Below are 14,494 nucleotides of genomic sequence, written 5' to 3' on the forward strand. Positions count from 1 at the left end.
GCGAAAGGGAAAGCGTGAAGGGTCCGGCCATGCGTTTCGTCTCTTCTCGCCCTGTCCTGTTCCTGGCGGTTTCCGCCCTTGCGCTGTCGCTGGCCGCGCCGTCCCTGGCGCAGGAGGCTCCCGAGCCCGCCCCGGAAGCGCCGGCCGAAGCTCCGGCGGAGCAGGACGCCGAGCCGAACGGCGACCCCGTTCCGCACATCATCATCGCGGACGAGCCGGAAACGCCTGAAGAACCCAAGGTCGCGCCCATTCCCGCCGAATGGGCGCCGATCCCGCTCGACGCCCATAAGAACAGCGCCTTCGGCCTCTATCTGGCGGGCCGCAACGCCCTGACCAGCGGCGAGAGCGCGATCGGGGCCGACTATCTCAGCCGCGTCTACGCCCTGACGCCGGAACAGCCGCGCGTGCGCGAACAGGCCTTCACCGCCGCGCTTCTGGCCGGTGATCTGGATGAAGCGGGCCGCATCGCCCCGACCGATCCCGAGGTTTCGCCTGTCATCGTCCAGGCGGGACGCCTGGTGCAGGCGGTTCAGATCTACGTCGGCGGCGACGCCCGCCGCGCCGACGCCTTGCTGACCAACGCCCCGGTCGGCGAGCCGCATGACCGGGCGGGCTTTTACGTTCAGGGCTGGATCGCCGCCGCCGCCAAGGACTGGGACCGCGCCCTGGCCATGCCGCCCGCCGATTTTGATCCTGTCAGCGCCATGGTGGCGCGCGCCAATCGCGCCCGCCTGCTGGAACAGCGCCGTCGCTATGACGAGGCCGACGCCGAATGGCGCGACCTGACCAGCCACGCCATCGCCGGGGCCTTGTTCCGTCAACCGTATGGGGAGTTCCTGGAGCGACGCGGCCGCCGAGAGGACGCCCTGGTCCAGTATGACGCCGCCATCACCGCCGGAACGGCCGACCGGCGCGTGATCCAGGGGCGTGAGCGGGTGCTGGCCAAGGGACGTCCGCCCGCCTTGCCGAACTTCCGCGAGGGCGCCGCTCAGGCGCTGCGCACCGCCGCTGACCAGATGATCGCCCAGCGCGCCCATGAGTTCGGCGTCGTCTACCTGCGCCTGGCTCAGAATCTGTCGCCCAGCGACAACACCCAGCTTCTGGTCGGCCAGACCCTGATCCAGGGCGGAATCGAGCCGGCAGGCCGCGCCGCCCTGGCGGAGGTCAGCGAGGCTTCGCCCGCCCTTTACGCCGCCGCCCGCATCCAGACGGCCATCAGCCTGGGCAAGGCGGGGCGGGATGAAGAGGCCCTGGTCGAACTGCGCCGCGCCGCCGCCGTGCGTCCCGACGAGGCGGGCGTGGCCTATATGCTGGCCGGCCAGCTGATGCAGATGGAGCGGCACGAAGCTGCGCTGGAGCTGTTGAACGGGCCGCTGCTGAACACGGCGGATCAGGGCTTCGAGGTCCATTTCCTGCGCGGCGCCGCCTATGAATCCCTGGACCGGGACGCCGAGGCGGAGGCCGAGCTGTGGGCCGCCCTGCAGATGCAGCCCGACAATCCGACCCTGTTGAACTATCTCGGCTACCTGTGGGTCGACACCGGGACGCGGGTGCAGGAAGGCGCCGCCATGATCGCCCGCGCCCACGCCGCCGAGCCCAAGGACGGCAACATCCAGGACTCGCTCGGCTGGGCCCAGTTCCGTCAGGGGCAGTATGAGGCGGCGGTGGTCAATCTGGAGGGCGCCGTCGACAAGGAGCCCGCCAACGCCGAGATCAACGACCACCTGGGCGACGCCTATTGGGCCGTGGGCCGCCAGCGCGAGGCGGGCTTCCAGTGGAACCGCGTCCTGACGCTGGAGGTCGACGACAAGCGCCGCAGCGAGGTCGAGGGCAAGTTGCGCGATCGCCTGGGCCAGGATCCGACCGGGGACAAGGGACTGGGGTCTGCGGGCGGCGCGGCCGACTGACGCCGCCATGTCTGTTTCCGATGCTCTGAGCGGCCTGGCGCCGGCCAAGATCAACCTGCTGCTGCATGTCGAGCCGGTGCAGGTCGACGGCTATCACCCCTTGGTCAGCCTGGCCGCCTTCGCCGACGTCGGCGACCGGGTGACGGTGCGCTGCGCCGAGGCCCTGTCGCTGACAGTCGAGGGACCGTTCTCGGCCGGTCTGGACGGGGAGGGCGACAATCTGATCCTCAAGGCCCTGCGCGCCCTGGGCGGGGCGGCCGGGATCGGCGATCCGCCCGTGGCCGTGACCCTGGACAAGCGCCTGCCCATCGCCGCCGGTCTGGGCGGCGGTTCGGCGGATGCGGGGACGGCGCTGAGGCTGACGGCGCGTCTTCTCGGCCTTGATCTGACGGAGGGCGAGCTGGAGCGCCTGGCCCTGGCCGCGGGGGCGGACGGACCCATGTGCCTGCGCGCGCGCCCGGCCTGGGCGTCGGGCGTCGGCGAGGTGCTGGAGGACGAACCGCGCCTGCCTACGCTGCACGGCGTGCTGCTGAATCCCGGCCTGCCGTCGCCGACGGGGGCGGTCTATCGCGCCTATGACGCTGCGCCCGCCGGGGCTTCGGATCGGCCGTCGGGGCCAGCCGACTGGTCCGTCTCCTCCGTCATCGACTGGCTGTCGGCTCAACGGAACGACCTGGAGGCGCCCGCCCTGACCGTCACGCCGGGCATCGAAGAGGCGCTGGCCGCCATGCGCGCCGCGCCGGGCTGTCGGCTGACGCGGATGTCGGGATCGGGGGCGACGGTCTTCGGCCTGTTCGATGACCGGGCGGCGGCGATCGAGGGGGCCTTCGCCCTGGATCGGCCGGGCTGGTGGTCGCGGCCTGTGGTGCTGGGTGCGCCCGATATCGAACCGCGTGCGGTTATTTAACCGGATTTACAGCCCCTGCGGCCAAGCTGGCGGTCATGACCCAGCTCACGCCCGAACAGACCGCCGCCTTTGAACGCGCCCTGTCGCGTCTGTCGCCCGCCGACCGCGCCCGCGTGGACGAGCTCAAGGACGCCGCCGCCCGCGCCGCCGCCGAGGTCGCGCCCCACTGGGATTTCGAGCTGGCCGCCCGCACCGTGGACGGCTTGCTGGGCGCGGAGGCGAACGACGACCAGAGGCGCGGCCTGATCGCCGCCTGGGCGCTGGAGCTGCCCGGCCGTATCGCCGCCGAGCGCCTGCCGCAGGCCGTGCTGGCGGGCTATCCGACCTATATCGACCGGCTGGCCGTCTATCTGGATAGCGGGGCGGATCCCTATGACCCCGACTTCTGGGCCAAGGACGTGCGGGTGGCCCTGGCGCTCAGCGTGCCGGGCAGCAAGACGCAGATGCTGGACCTGTCCTCGCCCGTCGGGCCGGGCTTGGTCGTGCGGCACATGCTGGGCGGGCGCGGTCCCGGTCCGCTGATCGCCTGGGTTCAGGCGGGCGGCTGGCGACCCTGGCTGGAGACCCACACCGAGGCGCGCGATTTGTCGGACTTCAACGAGGCGGGTTGGGAACGCAACTGGGCCGCCGCGGCGGCCCTGCTGCAGACGCGGCCAGAGCTGGCGGGCGTCATCGGCTCCAGCTGGTTCTTCGATCCGCCGCTGGAGACCATCAGCCCGCGCCTGACCTATCTGCGGACCACGCCGACGAGCCACGGCGCCTTCATGATCCATCAGGGCGGCGGCGAGATCCACGATGAGCGCGCCTCCGCCTCCTCGCCCACGCGCCGCGCCATGATCGAGACGGGTGAATACAACGCCTGCTCCTGGCTGTTGTGCTGGCCTCGCAAGCCGTTGATTCGCTGGGCCCAGGCTCGAGGACTGCTTCAACCCTAAGGCGAGAACCGCGACAGAATGACGCGGCTATGGTTCAATTCGGGCGAAGAAAAGACTGATTGAGGCGGCGGTCGGGCCCTTGTGAGTCATGACGCGCGGGGGTTGGAGGGAAATTCCAATTTCGGGACACTCAAGCGTGACCGTTTTGGTCCAGGCGCGCGTGAGCGAATGATCTTCGTTCCATGATTGACAGTAGGCGGAGGTTTCCGTCTCAAATGCTTTAGAGAGGGGTGCGTGGAGCGGCGGTCATAGGGCTGCCGAGACGGAGGCGACCCCTCTTCGAATAGCTATGTCGCTTTTGTGGGGATCTATGATTAACGCGTTCAAGGCTGGCCTCTTGGTTGCAGCCGCTGGTTCCGCCCTGGTTTGGGCGAGTGATGTTTCCGCCCAGACGAGTGTCACGCCGCCGCCGGGCGGGTTCTACATGGCGGACGGGTCGCGCACTGCGGACTACGACGCGGCGCTGACGTCCTGGCGTGAAGACGCCCAGTTCACGGTGGACTATTCCAAGGCCCATCTGGGTCTGGAGCACGCCTACGCCCTGGGCCTGTCGGGCAAGGGCCTGACGGTCGGCGTCAATGACGCGGGCGTCTACATGGATCACCCGCTGTTCGGCGGGGAAGGCAAGATCAAGGGTCTGAACACGGTCGTCTCGGGCGACTACGGCAACGACGGCCGCATCAACCCGCGTCGCGGCTGGGAAGGCCACGGCACCCACGTCGCCGGCACCATCGGCGGCGCCCGCATCGAAGGCGAGGCCATGTTCGGCAACGCCTTCGGCGCCAACATCTATTCGGCCACGACCAACTTCGCCGCCGGCGACTTCCTGTGGTTCCGCGATATCTACATCAACGGCGACACCGTCAGCACGCCGTTGGAGAACATCATCGACCTAGCCAATACGGGCGAAGTCCGGATCATCAACAACAGCTGGGGTTCGGGGAACAATATTCCCTATGACGCGCCGGCTGACATCGTGAAGAACCTCCTCGGCGAGGATCTCGGCGACTTCTACAAGCCTGTTCTGGACAACGACGTCTTGGTCGTCTTCTCAGCGGGCAACGGCTACGGCGTCCACGCCAGCATTGATGCGCTCGCGCCCATGTCGGACCCGCGCCTGCGCTCCAACTGGCTGTCGGTCGCCAACTACACGGGGGATCTGACGCCCAGCGCTTCGACCAGCTTCTGCGGCCAGAGCGCCACCTGGTGCGTCGCCGGACCGGGGCACCAGATCGTTTCAGCCGTGCCGGGGTTCGAGTACGACTATGACGCTCTGGTGGCGGCCTATGCGCCGCAGGACTATCTGCCTCTGTATACCGCGACGACGGTCGGACAGCTGCAAAACGCGGCGATCTACGGCTTCCTGGATGTTCTTAACGGTTATCTGGGCGCCAAGGAAGCCGCTGAACTTGCCGGTCAGCCCTTCGACGAGGCGGCGGCTCGCCGCTACATCGCCGAACAAGCGGTGGCGTTTACGGTGATCTCAGGCGCGCTCTTTGGCGATCCTGACGGGTTCACTTCTGATCTGGCGGGTCTGTTGACCTCGGCCGGCAATATGGCGGTCCTGACGCCGGAGTTCTCGTCCGAAGTGTTGACCTTAGCCAACGGCATCTTGGCGGAGAAGCTGGAGACGATCCTCACCTTCACCGGACCGGATTACGCCGCTTACACGGGCACCTCGATGGCGGCGCCGAACATCTCGGGCTTCGCCGCCCTGCTGATGGAGCATTTCGCCGAGTACGACACGGCGCTGATCGGCGACATCCTGGTGTCCAGCTCGCTGGATCTGGACACGCCGGGCGTGGACCTGAAGTCCGGGTGGGGCGCGCCGCAGATGGAGGTTGCGCTGAAAGGCCCGACGGCCCTGCGTGACGTGCGCGACGTCAACGTTCGCGTCGGCACGGTCGACGTGTGGAGCAATGACATCGGCGATGCACGCGACCGCTACTCGGCCGAGGTTCTGGCCGAATACCCCGACGACATCGGCGGCATCGTCAAGAAGGGCGGCGGCGAGCTGATCCTGACCGGCGCCAACGACTACACCGGCGCGACCCGCGTCGAGGGCGGCCTGCTGACCGTCAACGGCAGCCTGATCAACTCGACCTCGACCGTGGCCGATCTGGGCATGTTGGGCGGCGTGGGCCGTCTGGCTGACGTGGTGGTCGACAAGGGCGGCGTCCTGTCGCCGGGCGACAAGGCCAACCCGTTCGGCACGCTGACCATCGCCGACAACCTGGTGTTCAAGGACGGCTCCTACCTGTGGATCCGCTCCAGCGTGAACGGCGCCCAGCACTCGCGCGTGGCTGTTGAAGGCGCGACGACGCTGGAGGGCGGCAAGGTCATCCTGAAAGCCGACCAGGGCGAGTGGAACCTGCGCACGCAGATGAATATCCTGCAGTCCGAGGGCGGCGTCACCGGCGTCTTCGCAGGCGCCGAAAGCGATCTGGCCTTCCTGAAGCCGATCCTGACTTACAGCGACAAGGCCGTACAGCTGACGCTGGCGCGCAATGACGTGACCATCGCCTCGGTCGGCGTCACGCCGAACCAGACGTCGGTCGGCGCGGCGCTGGATGTCATGACCGCTTCGGCCATGACCAACCCGCCGGCAAGCCGTAACACGGCTCTGGAAGACGCCATCCTGGACGGCAGCGTCGCTAACGTCCGTGGCGCTCTGAACAGCCTGACGGGCGAAGTTCACGCCACCCTGGCGGGCGTCGCTTCGGGCGACTCGCGCTTCATCCGTGACGCCATGCTGACGCGCGGTCGCAACGGCACGACCGAGGCGACCGACGGTCGTGGCGTCGCCGTCTGGGCCTCGGGCGTCTTCGGCAGCGGGCGTCAGGACAACGGCGAACTGGCCGGCTTCCGCAGCGAGGCCACCGGCTATCTGGCCGGCGTCGAGAAGACGCTCAACGGCCGCGCCCACATCGGCGTCGCCGTCGGTGAAAGCCAGTCGGAAATCCGCGCCAACCGTCTGCACTCGACGGGCGAGGTCAAGACCCAGCACATCGGCGTCTACGGCGCCGCGACGCTGGCCGGCTTCGACTTCCGTCTGGGCGGCGCCTGGATGGACTCGCGCACCCGCACGGACCGTTCGGCCTCGCTGAACCGCTTCAATGAGCAATTGACCGGCCGTTACGACGGCGAAGCCTGGCAGGCCTACGGCGAAGTGTCGTGGCGCAAGCCGGTGATGGGCTCGACCGTGCTGGAGCCATACCTGAACTACACCCGCGTCGAATATGATGCGGACGTGGTCGAGCGCGGCGGCGACGCGGCCCTGTCGGGCGACGTCTCCCAGACTTCGGACCTGCTGACGGCGGGTCTGCGTTCGGAGACGCATCTGGCGGGCGGGAACGGCCGCCCGGCGCTGTCGGCGATCGGCCACCTGGCCTGGACCGAAGACCTGAGCGGCGACGGCCCCGTGTTCAACGCGGCCTTCTCGGACGGTCCGGTGTTCCGCGTCGAAGGCGCCGACCTGAACTCGGGCGCGCTTCAGGCGGGCCTGGGCTTCAACATCGAAGCAAGCAAGTCGACCAACATCGAGGTCGGCTACTCGGGCGTCTTCAACGACGACTACAAGGACCACCGCCTGACCGGCCGCGTCAGCTTCCGGTTCTGATAAGGCGGGCGCCGGGGCTTCGGTCCCGGCGATCCTGACGGACAGACGCCGTCGCCCTCAGCGGGCGGCGGCGTTTTTGTTGATCCGAAAACCGCTCATCCTGGCCTTCGCGGGGATGAGTGGAATTTAGAGGTCGCCGCCCAACCGCTCCCATGCTTCGCCGACCGGCAGGATCTCCAGCCCTGCCGCCTTGGCCAGGCGGATCAGGCGGTCCAGGTCTTCGGGCGTGCAGCCGTAGGGGGTGGGGTCGCTCTCGACGTCGTGGCCATAGGCGATCAGCCAGCCGGGCGCCTCCGCCGCGCGGGCGACCAGCGCCTCCAGGTCGTAGTGGGGCAGGCGGCGGGACTCCAGGCCGATGGCCTGCAGATTGGCCCGGTCGGCGCGTCCGGCGTTGACCCCGTCGCGCACGCCGCGTCCCAGCAGGAACCGCTCGTCGATCACCGTCTTGGCGCCCAAAGCCACGTCGCCGAAAGGCCAGGCGAAGGTGGTCATGACGTGGCCGTCCAGCCGCTCGCCCACCCAAGCGGCGTTGCGCGCCAGTTGGTCCGTCAGCTCGGCGGGGCTCAGGCGCAGGGCGCTGACGTGGTCGAAGGTGTGGCAGCCGACTTCATGCCCGACCTCATGCGCGGACTGAAGATGCTCGACCTCGAACTGGGCCTTGCCGATGTTCTCGCCGCCGCACAGACCGCCCGCGACGTAATAGGTCGCCCTGATCCCATGCTCGGCCAGGATCGGCCCGGCCTCGGTCCAGGCGCTGGCCGGGAAGTCGTCGAAGCTGAGGCTGAGAATCCCGCGGGCGGGCGCGACCGTCACCGGCCGCACGCCCAGGTAGCGCGCCGCTCGGCGGCGCATTTGATCGATCCGTTGCTGCATCATGGCCGCCTTCTAGCGCATCTGCGCTTGCAGAAGGGTGAAGGTTTCGGCCGCCTCGCCTTGCTGGCGAAGCGTAGCGGCCCTATGGTCCGCGCCTCCCGAAATCGGACCGAAATGTCGACCGTGGCCGCTGCTGAACCTCTCTCGTTTCAGGACCTGATCCTGACCCTGCACCACTATTGGAGCGATCAGGGCTGCGCCATTTTGCAGCCGTATGACATCGAGGTCGGCGCCGGCACCTTGCACCCCGCGACCGTCTTGCGCGCCCTCGGTCCCAAGCCGTGGAAGGCCGCCTACGTCCAGCCCTCGCGCCGCCCCGGCGACGGTCGCTACGGCGAGAACCCCAACCGGTTGCAGCACTATTACCAGTATCAGGTCATCCTGAAGCCGAACCCCGACAACCTGCAGGAGCTGTATCTCGGCTCGCTGGCCGCCATCGGCATCGACCCCAGCCTGCACGACATCCGCTTCGTCGAGGACGACTGGGAGAACCCCACCGTCGGCGCCTGGGGTCTGGGCTGGGAAGTCTGGTGCGACGGCATGGAGGTGACGCAGTTCACCTATTTCCAGGGCGTCGGCGGCATCGAGGTCGACGTCGTCTCGGGCGAGCTAACCTACGGGCTGGAGCGTCTGGCCATGTATGTTCAGGGCGTCGACAACGTCTATGATCTGAAGTTCAACAAGGAGGGTCTCACCTACGGCGAGGTCTTCCTCGAGAACGAGCGCCAGCAGTCGGAAGCCAACTTCCACGGCTATGACGTCGCCGCGTTGAAGCGCCGCTTCGAGGACATGGAGCGCGAGGCCGCCCACTTCCTGACCATGAAGGGTCCGCAAGGCCAGCCGCTGGTCTTGCCTGCCTATGATCAGGTGCTGAAGGCCTCGCACCTGTTCAACCTGATGGACGCCCGCGGCGCCATCGCCGTCGCCGAACGCCAGAGCTACATCGGCCGCATCCGCGACCTGTGCAAAGCCTGCGCCGTCGCCCAGACAGAATGGGCTCAAGTCGAACACGAACGGGCGACCGCCTGATGTCCCAGCTTCTCCTCGAAATCTTCTCTGAAGAAATCCCCGCCCGTATGCAGCCCGGCGCCGCGCGCGATCTGGAGCGCATGGCGTCCGACCGCTTGAAGGCCGCAGGCCTGACCTGGGACGCGCTGACGACCTATGCCGGGCCGCGCCGCCTGACGCTGGTGATCGATGGCTTGCCCGCCGCTACGCCCGACCGCAATGAAGAGCTGAAGGGGCCGAAGACTTCGGCTCCGGCGCAGGCGCTGGAAGGCTTCCTGCGCAAGACCGGCCTGACGCAGGACCAACTGGTCGAGCGCGACGGCGTCTGGTTCGCCGAGATCAGCAGCAAGGGCCGCGCGACCACCGAGGTCGTGGCCGAGAGCGTCGACGACATCATCCGCCACTTCCCCTGGCCCAAGTCGATGCGCTGGGGCACGGGAACCCTGCGTTGGGTGCGACCGATCAAGCGCATCCTGGCCCTGTACGATGGGGCGGTGATCCCGTTTGAAGTCGACGGCATACCCTCGGGCGACGTGACCGAGGGCCACCGTTTCATGGGCGCGGGCCAGCCGTTCGCGGTCAAGGACTTCGCCCACTACCGCGCCAAGCTGGAGCGCAACTTCGTCTTGCTGGACGCCGCCGACCGCAAGCTGCGCATCCTCGAGGGCGCCAAGGCCGTGTGCGCGGCCAAGGGGCTGGCCCTGGTCGATGACGACGGCCTGCTGGACGAGGTGTCGGGTCTGGCCGAATGGCCGACGCCGATCCTGGGCGACATGGACCCGCAGTTCCTGGCCCTGCCGCCGGAAGTGGTCCAGCTGTCGATGAAGGTGCACCAGAAGTATTTCGCCGTGCGCGAGCCGGGCAAGGAAGGCTTGGCCCCCCACTTCGTCGTCGTCGCCAACGTCGAGGCGACCGACGGCGGCGCGGCCCTGGCCGCCGGCAACGCCAAGGTGCTGTCGGCCCGCCTGAGCGACGCGGAGTTCTTCTGGACCGAGGACCAGAAGGTCGGCTTCGACGCCTGGAACGCCAAGCTGAAGGACGTCACCTTCCACGCCAAGCTGGGCACGCTGTCCGAGCGGGTGGACCGCATCGCGGCGTTGGCGCGCGAGATCGCCCCGCTGGTCGGCGCCGATCCGGCTCAGGCCGAACAGGCCGCGCGCCTGTCCAAGGCCGACCTGGCCTCGGGCATGGTGGGCGAGTTCCCGGAACTGCAGGGGATCATGGGCGGTTACTACGCCCGTCTGGCCGGTCAGCCTGACGCCGTGGCCGACGCCATCCGCGACCACTACAAGCCGCAGGGACCGGGCGACACCGTCCCGACCGCCCCGGTCACGATCGCCGTCGCCATGGCCGAAAAGCTGGACACCCTGGTCGGCTTCTTCGCCATCGATGAGAAGCCCACGGGGTCGAAGGATCCCTATGCGCTTCGTCGTGCGGCGCTGGGCGTGATCCGGCTGGTGCTGGAGAACGGGGTACGGTTGAGCCTCCTACCCGATTTTCAGCACCACGCATTTTTTGTTCATTCGGAATCGTTGGAGCGTGCGGTAAATCGTGCTGCGCACCAGTTGGTTGATATTCGAGGGAACCTTGGACTTGCAGCAGTGCCGCTTGATGAAGTCGAACTACCGCTCGACCGAGCAGATTTGGTTTCTCAAGCAAAAGCTTGGGATGTTGCCGCTGAAATCAATGCCAGGGATCTTCTCGCCTTCTTCGCCGATCGCCTGACCGTCCTTCTGCGCGACAAGGGCCAGCGTCACGACCTTGTGGCCGCCGTCTTTGCGCTGGGCGACGACGATCTGGTGCGGATCGTGCGTCGGGTGGAGGCGCTGGCCGCCTTCCTGGCGACAGACGACGGGGCGAACCTGCTGGCGGGCTACAAGCGCGCCGCGCAACTGCTCAAGGCCGAGGAGAAGAAGGGGCCGCTGCCTGAGGGCGCCGTCGCCACCGGCCTGCCGAACCAGCCGGAGGAAGAGACTGCCCTGGCCTTCGCCGCCGCCGCCGCCGCCTCGGCCGTGGACGCCGCTCTGGAGGCCGAGGACTTCGCCGCCGCCATGACGGCCCTGGCCGCCCTGCGTGGCCCGGTGGACGCCTTCTTCACCGCCGTCATGGTCAACTCCGACGTGGCCGCAGAACGTGAAAACCGCCTGAAGCTGCTGGTTCAGGTGCGCGGCGTCATGAACCGCGTCGCCGACTTCGGCCAGATCGCGGGTTGATCCATCGTCCTTCTCCCCTTGTGGGAGAAGGTGGCAGGCGGAGCCTGACGGATGAGGGGTTGCGGGACATTCGCCTCGCAACCTCATTCACCGTCGCAAGACCCCTCATCCGGCCCTGACGGGCCACCTTCTCCCACAAGGGGAGAAGGGAGGATTACGCCGTGAACGGTCCCAGCATCTCGGCGGGAATACGAACGGGGCGCAGGGTCTGGGCGTCGACCAGGCACCATTCGGACAGGCCTTGCGCGCACAGGCGGCCTTCGGCGTCCTCGATGCGGACATAGCGGCTAAAGCGCGGCCCCTGCGGATCGCCGACCCATGTGCGGGCGACGACGCCGGTCGCGCCCGGCTCGATGGCGCGCAGGTAGTCGATCTCGTGTCTCAGGGCGATCCACGACCAGCGGGCGCGCGTCTCGTCGTCGAAGCGCGCGTTCCAGTGGACCGTGCCCACGTCCTGCAGCCAGCCGACGTAGACGACGTTGTTGACGTGGTTGTTCTCGTCGATGTGTTCCGGCCGCACGTCCAGCGGGACGACGAAGACCTCGCGGTCCTCACGCGGTTGCAGCTGCGGCCGGGCCATCGGGTTAGGCTTCGCCCAAGGCTACGCCTTTTTCGGCCATCAGGGCGGCCAGTTCGCCCGACTGGAACATCTCGCGCACGATGTCCGAGCCGCCGACGAACTCGCCCTTCACATAGAGCTGGGGGATGGTCGGCCAGTCGGTGAAGGCCTTGATGCCTTCGCGCAGGGCTTCGTCCTGAAGCACGTCGACGCCGACAAAGGCCGCGCCCACGTGGTCGAGAATCTGAACCGTGACCGAGGAGAAGCCGCAGCGCGGCGAATCCGGCGTGCCCTTCATGAAGAGCACCACGTCATGCTCGGCCACCGTCTGGGCGATGAAGGCGTGGACGGGATCGGCGGCGGTTTGTTCGGTCACTGTGTCGGAACCCTTCTGCGAAGCCCGTGAGCTAGGCGCCCAATGGGGCCGGGTCAAGGCCGCGCGTGCGCTCGCCCCGGCGCGCTCAGACGGTTTGCGGGCGCGGCGTCAGGCGTTCGGCGCGTTCGGCCAGGCTGGAGGCGCCGTGCTCGCGCGCGGTCTGGGCCGCCTCGGCCAGCATCAGGCCGACGGCGCGGGGCGTTTCGCCGGTCCAGCGGGCGCGGGCCAGGGCGATGCGCGCCAGGCCGATCTGCTCGGCCGCCCAGTCCAGCGGCGTGGCCGAGACCGAAGGCCGCACCAGGCGCCGCCGCAGGGCGCCCTCGATCTCCAGCAGGGCCGTCAGATCGCCGACGGCGCCCGCGCGCGCGGCCTCCTGGGCCACCCGCTGTTCATGGGCCAGGGCGCCCAGGATCAGGCCCCCGCCCTCGGTCAGGGTCTCGGCCTGGACCAGCACCAGCGGCGGCAGGGTCTCGCGCTCGGCGCGCATCACCTGGATGGCGGCCCAGTCCAGCGGGCTGTGGTCGGGGGTGAAGAGTTGGGCGGCGGCGTCGAACAGGGCGTGGGCCTGATCGCGGGCGGCGGCGTCCTCGGCCACAGCGGCCAGGGCGGCCATGCCCGCGCCGCACAGGGCCAGGGCGCGGGCGCGGCTCAGCGGACGCTGTTCCGGCGAGGCGGCCTCGACCAGGGTGCGCAGGTCGCGGCCCGCCTGGTCCAGCAGGCGCGGGTCGCGGGCGATCAGCCCGGCCTCCAGCGTCACCACGGCGCGGTCCATGCGCAGTTCGTCCTCGGCCGCGCGCCCGGTTTTCAGTCGTGTCAGGGCGGCGTCGAGAAGGGCCGTGGCCTCGGTCAGTTCGGACAGGCGGCTGGACAGCAGGGCCTGGCGCGCGCGCAGGCGGGCGTGCAGGGCGGCCATGGCGGCGGCGGTGTCGGCGCGCCGCGCGGCGGGCAGGTCGGCCAGCAGGTCCAGCGCCGCCGCCAGTCGTTCGGGGCCGCCGCGCAGGTCGAACGCCAGCATCCCGGTTTGGGCCAGGTCCAGGGCGGCGCGCACGGCCTGGTCGTCATTGGCGGCGACCTTGGCGGCGTCGTGTCCGGCGGCTTCGGCGCGGTCGATGCTGGCGGCGGCGCCGCACCGACGGGCGTGCTCGCGCCACAGGGCGGCGGCGCGCAGGGCGGCGTCGAAGGGGCGGGCGCAGGAGACGCGGCCGGCGTCCGTGGCCTGCTGGCGGGCTTCGATCTCGACCAGACCTGCGCCGATCAGCTCCAGCCAGCCGAGATCGTCGCTATCGCGCGCCTTCTCGAACAGCCGTCTCAGATCTCTGCCGAATTCGAACATCGCGCTCCGCCGTCCCGCTTCGGGATCACGAAGGTGATCCGGGGGTCGTCCAAGCAAACGCAGCGCCGTTCGAAGGGTTCGGCTTAACCATATAATGAGAAAACGGCGGTTCGCTGTTTTTCGCCGCTAGCCCAGGCGGGGCGCGGCCTTGCGGCAGCGTTGCAGGGCGGTGCGCGACTCGGCGTCGCCGGCCGACAGACGACGCACGGACTGAAGCCGAGCGCGGGTCTGGTCGTTCTCGGCCGCCGTCGGATTGCGCCCGGCGGTCGTCGCCGCCTGCATGGCCGCCAGCGACCAATAGAGGGCGGCGTCGTAAAGCTCGCGGCCGTAACGGCTTTCGCCGCCTTCCAGTTCGGACGCGGCCTGGGTCAGACCGGCGCACCGCACCGCCTCGTCATAGGAGACGAGCCGAGGGGCCGGAGCAGGGGTTTGGGCTTGAGCCTGACCCTGAACCAGCGCCAGGACGGCGGTGAAGGCGACGAGCAGCATCTGAACTCCACAGGGGCCGCGAACTGCGGCGGCCCGGATCATGACGGCGCGGCGCGGCCGATTTGCGTCCTCTTAGAGAACCACGTCCACGCGATGGATGAAAGCCGTGTTCAGCTAAGCTTCAGGTTGAATCCGAGCGATCCGCGGAGGCGTCCGGCATGGCGCGTCCCTGATCGGTCAGCCAGCGCAGGAACAGGCGACGGTCTTGCGACATCTCGCCGGCGCCGGGGCAGGGCGCGGGCAACGGCCGGCTGGCCGTGGCTTCGGGCGTTCTG

At 68.8% G+C, this 14,494-nt stretch carries 11 protein-coding genes; 6 read left to right on the forward strand and 5 right to left on the reverse strand.

Annotated features, from left to right (window positions below):
- Window positions 1-29: 29 nt before the first annotated feature.
- The 4 genes from AC3IPP_RS03530 (at window position 30) to AC3IPP_RS03545 (ending at window position 7,368) form a co-directional block, all read left to right on the forward strand.
- Complete coding sequence (locus AC3IPP_RS03530; RefSeq protein WP_489150380.1) at window positions 30-1,907, forward strand: tetratricopeptide repeat protein; 1,878 nt, start codon at window positions 30-32, stop codon at window positions 1,905-1,907.
- A 7-nt stretch (window positions 1,908-1,914) separates the two neighbouring features.
- Complete coding sequence (locus AC3IPP_RS03535; RefSeq protein ID WP_489150381.1) at window positions 1,915-2,814, forward strand: 4-(cytidine 5'-diphospho)-2-C-methyl-D-erythritol kinase; 900 nt, start codon at window positions 1,915-1,917, stop codon at window positions 2,812-2,814.
- A 35-nt stretch (window positions 2,815-2,849) separates the two neighbouring features.
- Window positions 2,850-3,749, forward strand: a complete 900-nt coding sequence (locus AC3IPP_RS03540) for a hypothetical protein (RefSeq protein ID WP_489150382.1) — start codon at window positions 2,850-2,852, stop codon at window positions 3,747-3,749.
- Window positions 3,750-4,173: 424 nt separating this feature from the next.
- Window positions 4,174-7,368, forward strand: coding sequence for an autotransporter domain-containing protein (locus AC3IPP_RS03545; RefSeq protein ID WP_489150383.1), 3,195 nt, complete (start codon window positions 4,174-4,176; stop codon window positions 7,366-7,368).
- A gap of 126 nt (window positions 7,369-7,494) precedes the next feature.
- Here AC3IPP_RS03545 and AC3IPP_RS03550 read toward each other — a convergent pair whose 3' ends face one another.
- Complete coding sequence (locus tag AC3IPP_RS03550) at window positions 7,495-8,244, reverse strand: polysaccharide deacetylase family protein (RefSeq protein WP_489150384.1); 750 nt, start codon at window positions 8,242-8,244, stop codon at window positions 7,495-7,497.
- Window positions 8,245-8,355: 111 nt separating this feature from the next.
- Here AC3IPP_RS03550 and AC3IPP_RS03555 point away from each other — a divergent pair, with 111 nt between their 5' ends.
- Window positions 8,356-9,270 carry a glycine--tRNA ligase subunit alpha gene (locus AC3IPP_RS03555; protein WP_087141539.1) on the forward strand — a complete coding sequence of 305 codons (915 nt, stop codon included), beginning with the start codon at window positions 8,356-8,358 and terminating at the stop codon, window positions 9,268-9,270.
- Complete coding sequence (gene glyS / locus AC3IPP_RS03560) at window positions 9,270-11,462, forward strand: glycine--tRNA ligase subunit beta (RefSeq protein WP_489150385.1); 2,193 nt, start codon at window positions 9,270-9,272, stop codon at window positions 11,460-11,462. Before AC3IPP_RS03555 ends, glyS begins: the two co-directional genes overlap by 1 nt.
- A 154-nt stretch (window positions 11,463-11,616) precedes the next feature.
- On the opposite strand, the gene AC3IPP_RS03565 is transcribed toward glyS, so the two are convergent.
- The 4 genes from AC3IPP_RS03565 to AC3IPP_RS03580 form a co-directional block, all read right to left on the reverse strand.
- Window positions 11,617-12,042 carry a thioesterase family protein gene (locus AC3IPP_RS03565; protein WP_489150386.1) on the reverse strand — a complete coding sequence of 142 codons (426 nt, stop codon included), beginning with the start codon at window positions 12,040-12,042 and terminating at the stop codon, window positions 11,617-11,619.
- Between the two features lie 4 nt (window positions 12,043-12,046).
- Window positions 12,047-12,397, reverse strand: coding sequence for a Grx4 family monothiol glutaredoxin (grxD, locus tag AC3IPP_RS03570; protein ID WP_087141491.1), 351 nt, complete (start codon window positions 12,395-12,397; stop codon window positions 12,047-12,049).
- 85 nt (window positions 12,398-12,482) lie between these two features.
- Window positions 12,483-13,730, reverse strand: coding sequence for a hypothetical protein (locus AC3IPP_RS03575; protein WP_489150387.1), 1,248 nt, complete (start codon window positions 13,728-13,730; stop codon window positions 12,483-12,485).
- Between the two features lie 126 nt (window positions 13,731-13,856).
- The gene (locus tag AC3IPP_RS03580) at window positions 13,857-14,219 is read right to left on the reverse strand and encodes a hypothetical protein (protein ID WP_087141376.1); all 363 of its coding nucleotides are present in this window, start codon (window positions 14,217-14,219) and stop codon (window positions 13,857-13,859) included.
- Window positions 14,220-14,494: the final 275 nt, after the last annotated feature.

Source organism: Brevundimonas sp. KH_060 (genome assembly GCF_057838275.1).

Bases quoted from the DNA above. Each gene is read 5' to 3' on its own strand.
- AC3IPP_RS03540 (WP_489150382.1), top strand. From the start codon at position 2,850: ATGACCCAGCTCACGCCCGAACAGACCGCCGCCTTTGAACGCGCCCTG.
- AC3IPP_RS03565 (WP_489150386.1), bottom strand. From the start codon at position 12,042: ATGGCCCGGCCGCAGCTGCAACCGCGTGAGGACCGCGAGGTCTTCGTC.
- AC3IPP_RS03530 (WP_489150380.1), top strand. From the start codon at position 30: ATGCGTTTCGTCTCTTCTCGCCCTGTCCTGTTCCTGGCGGTTTCCGCC.
- AC3IPP_RS03535 (WP_489150381.1), top strand. From the start codon at position 1,915: ATGTCTGTTTCCGATGCTCTGAGCGGCCTGGCGCCGGCCAAGATCAAC.
- glyS (WP_489150385.1), top strand. From the start codon at position 9,270: ATGTCCCAGCTTCTCCTCGAAATCTTCTCTGAAGAAATCCCCGCCCGT.
- AC3IPP_RS03575 (WP_489150387.1), bottom strand. From the start codon at position 13,730: ATGTTCGAATTCGGCAGAGATCTGAGACGGCTGTTCGAGAAGGCGCGC.
- AC3IPP_RS03580 (WP_087141376.1), bottom strand. From the start codon at position 14,219: ATGCTGCTCGTCGCCTTCACCGCCGTCCTGGCGCTGGTTCAGGGTCAG.
- AC3IPP_RS03555 (WP_087141539.1), top strand. From the start codon at position 8,356: ATGTCGACCGTGGCCGCTGCTGAACCTCTCTCGTTTCAGGACCTGATC.
- AC3IPP_RS03550 (WP_489150384.1), bottom strand. From the start codon at position 8,244: ATGATGCAGCAACGGATCGATCAAATGCGCCGCCGAGCGGCGCGCTAC.
- AC3IPP_RS03545 (WP_489150383.1), top strand. From the start codon at position 4,174: ATGGCGGACGGGTCGCGCACTGCGGACTACGACGCGGCGCTGACGTCC.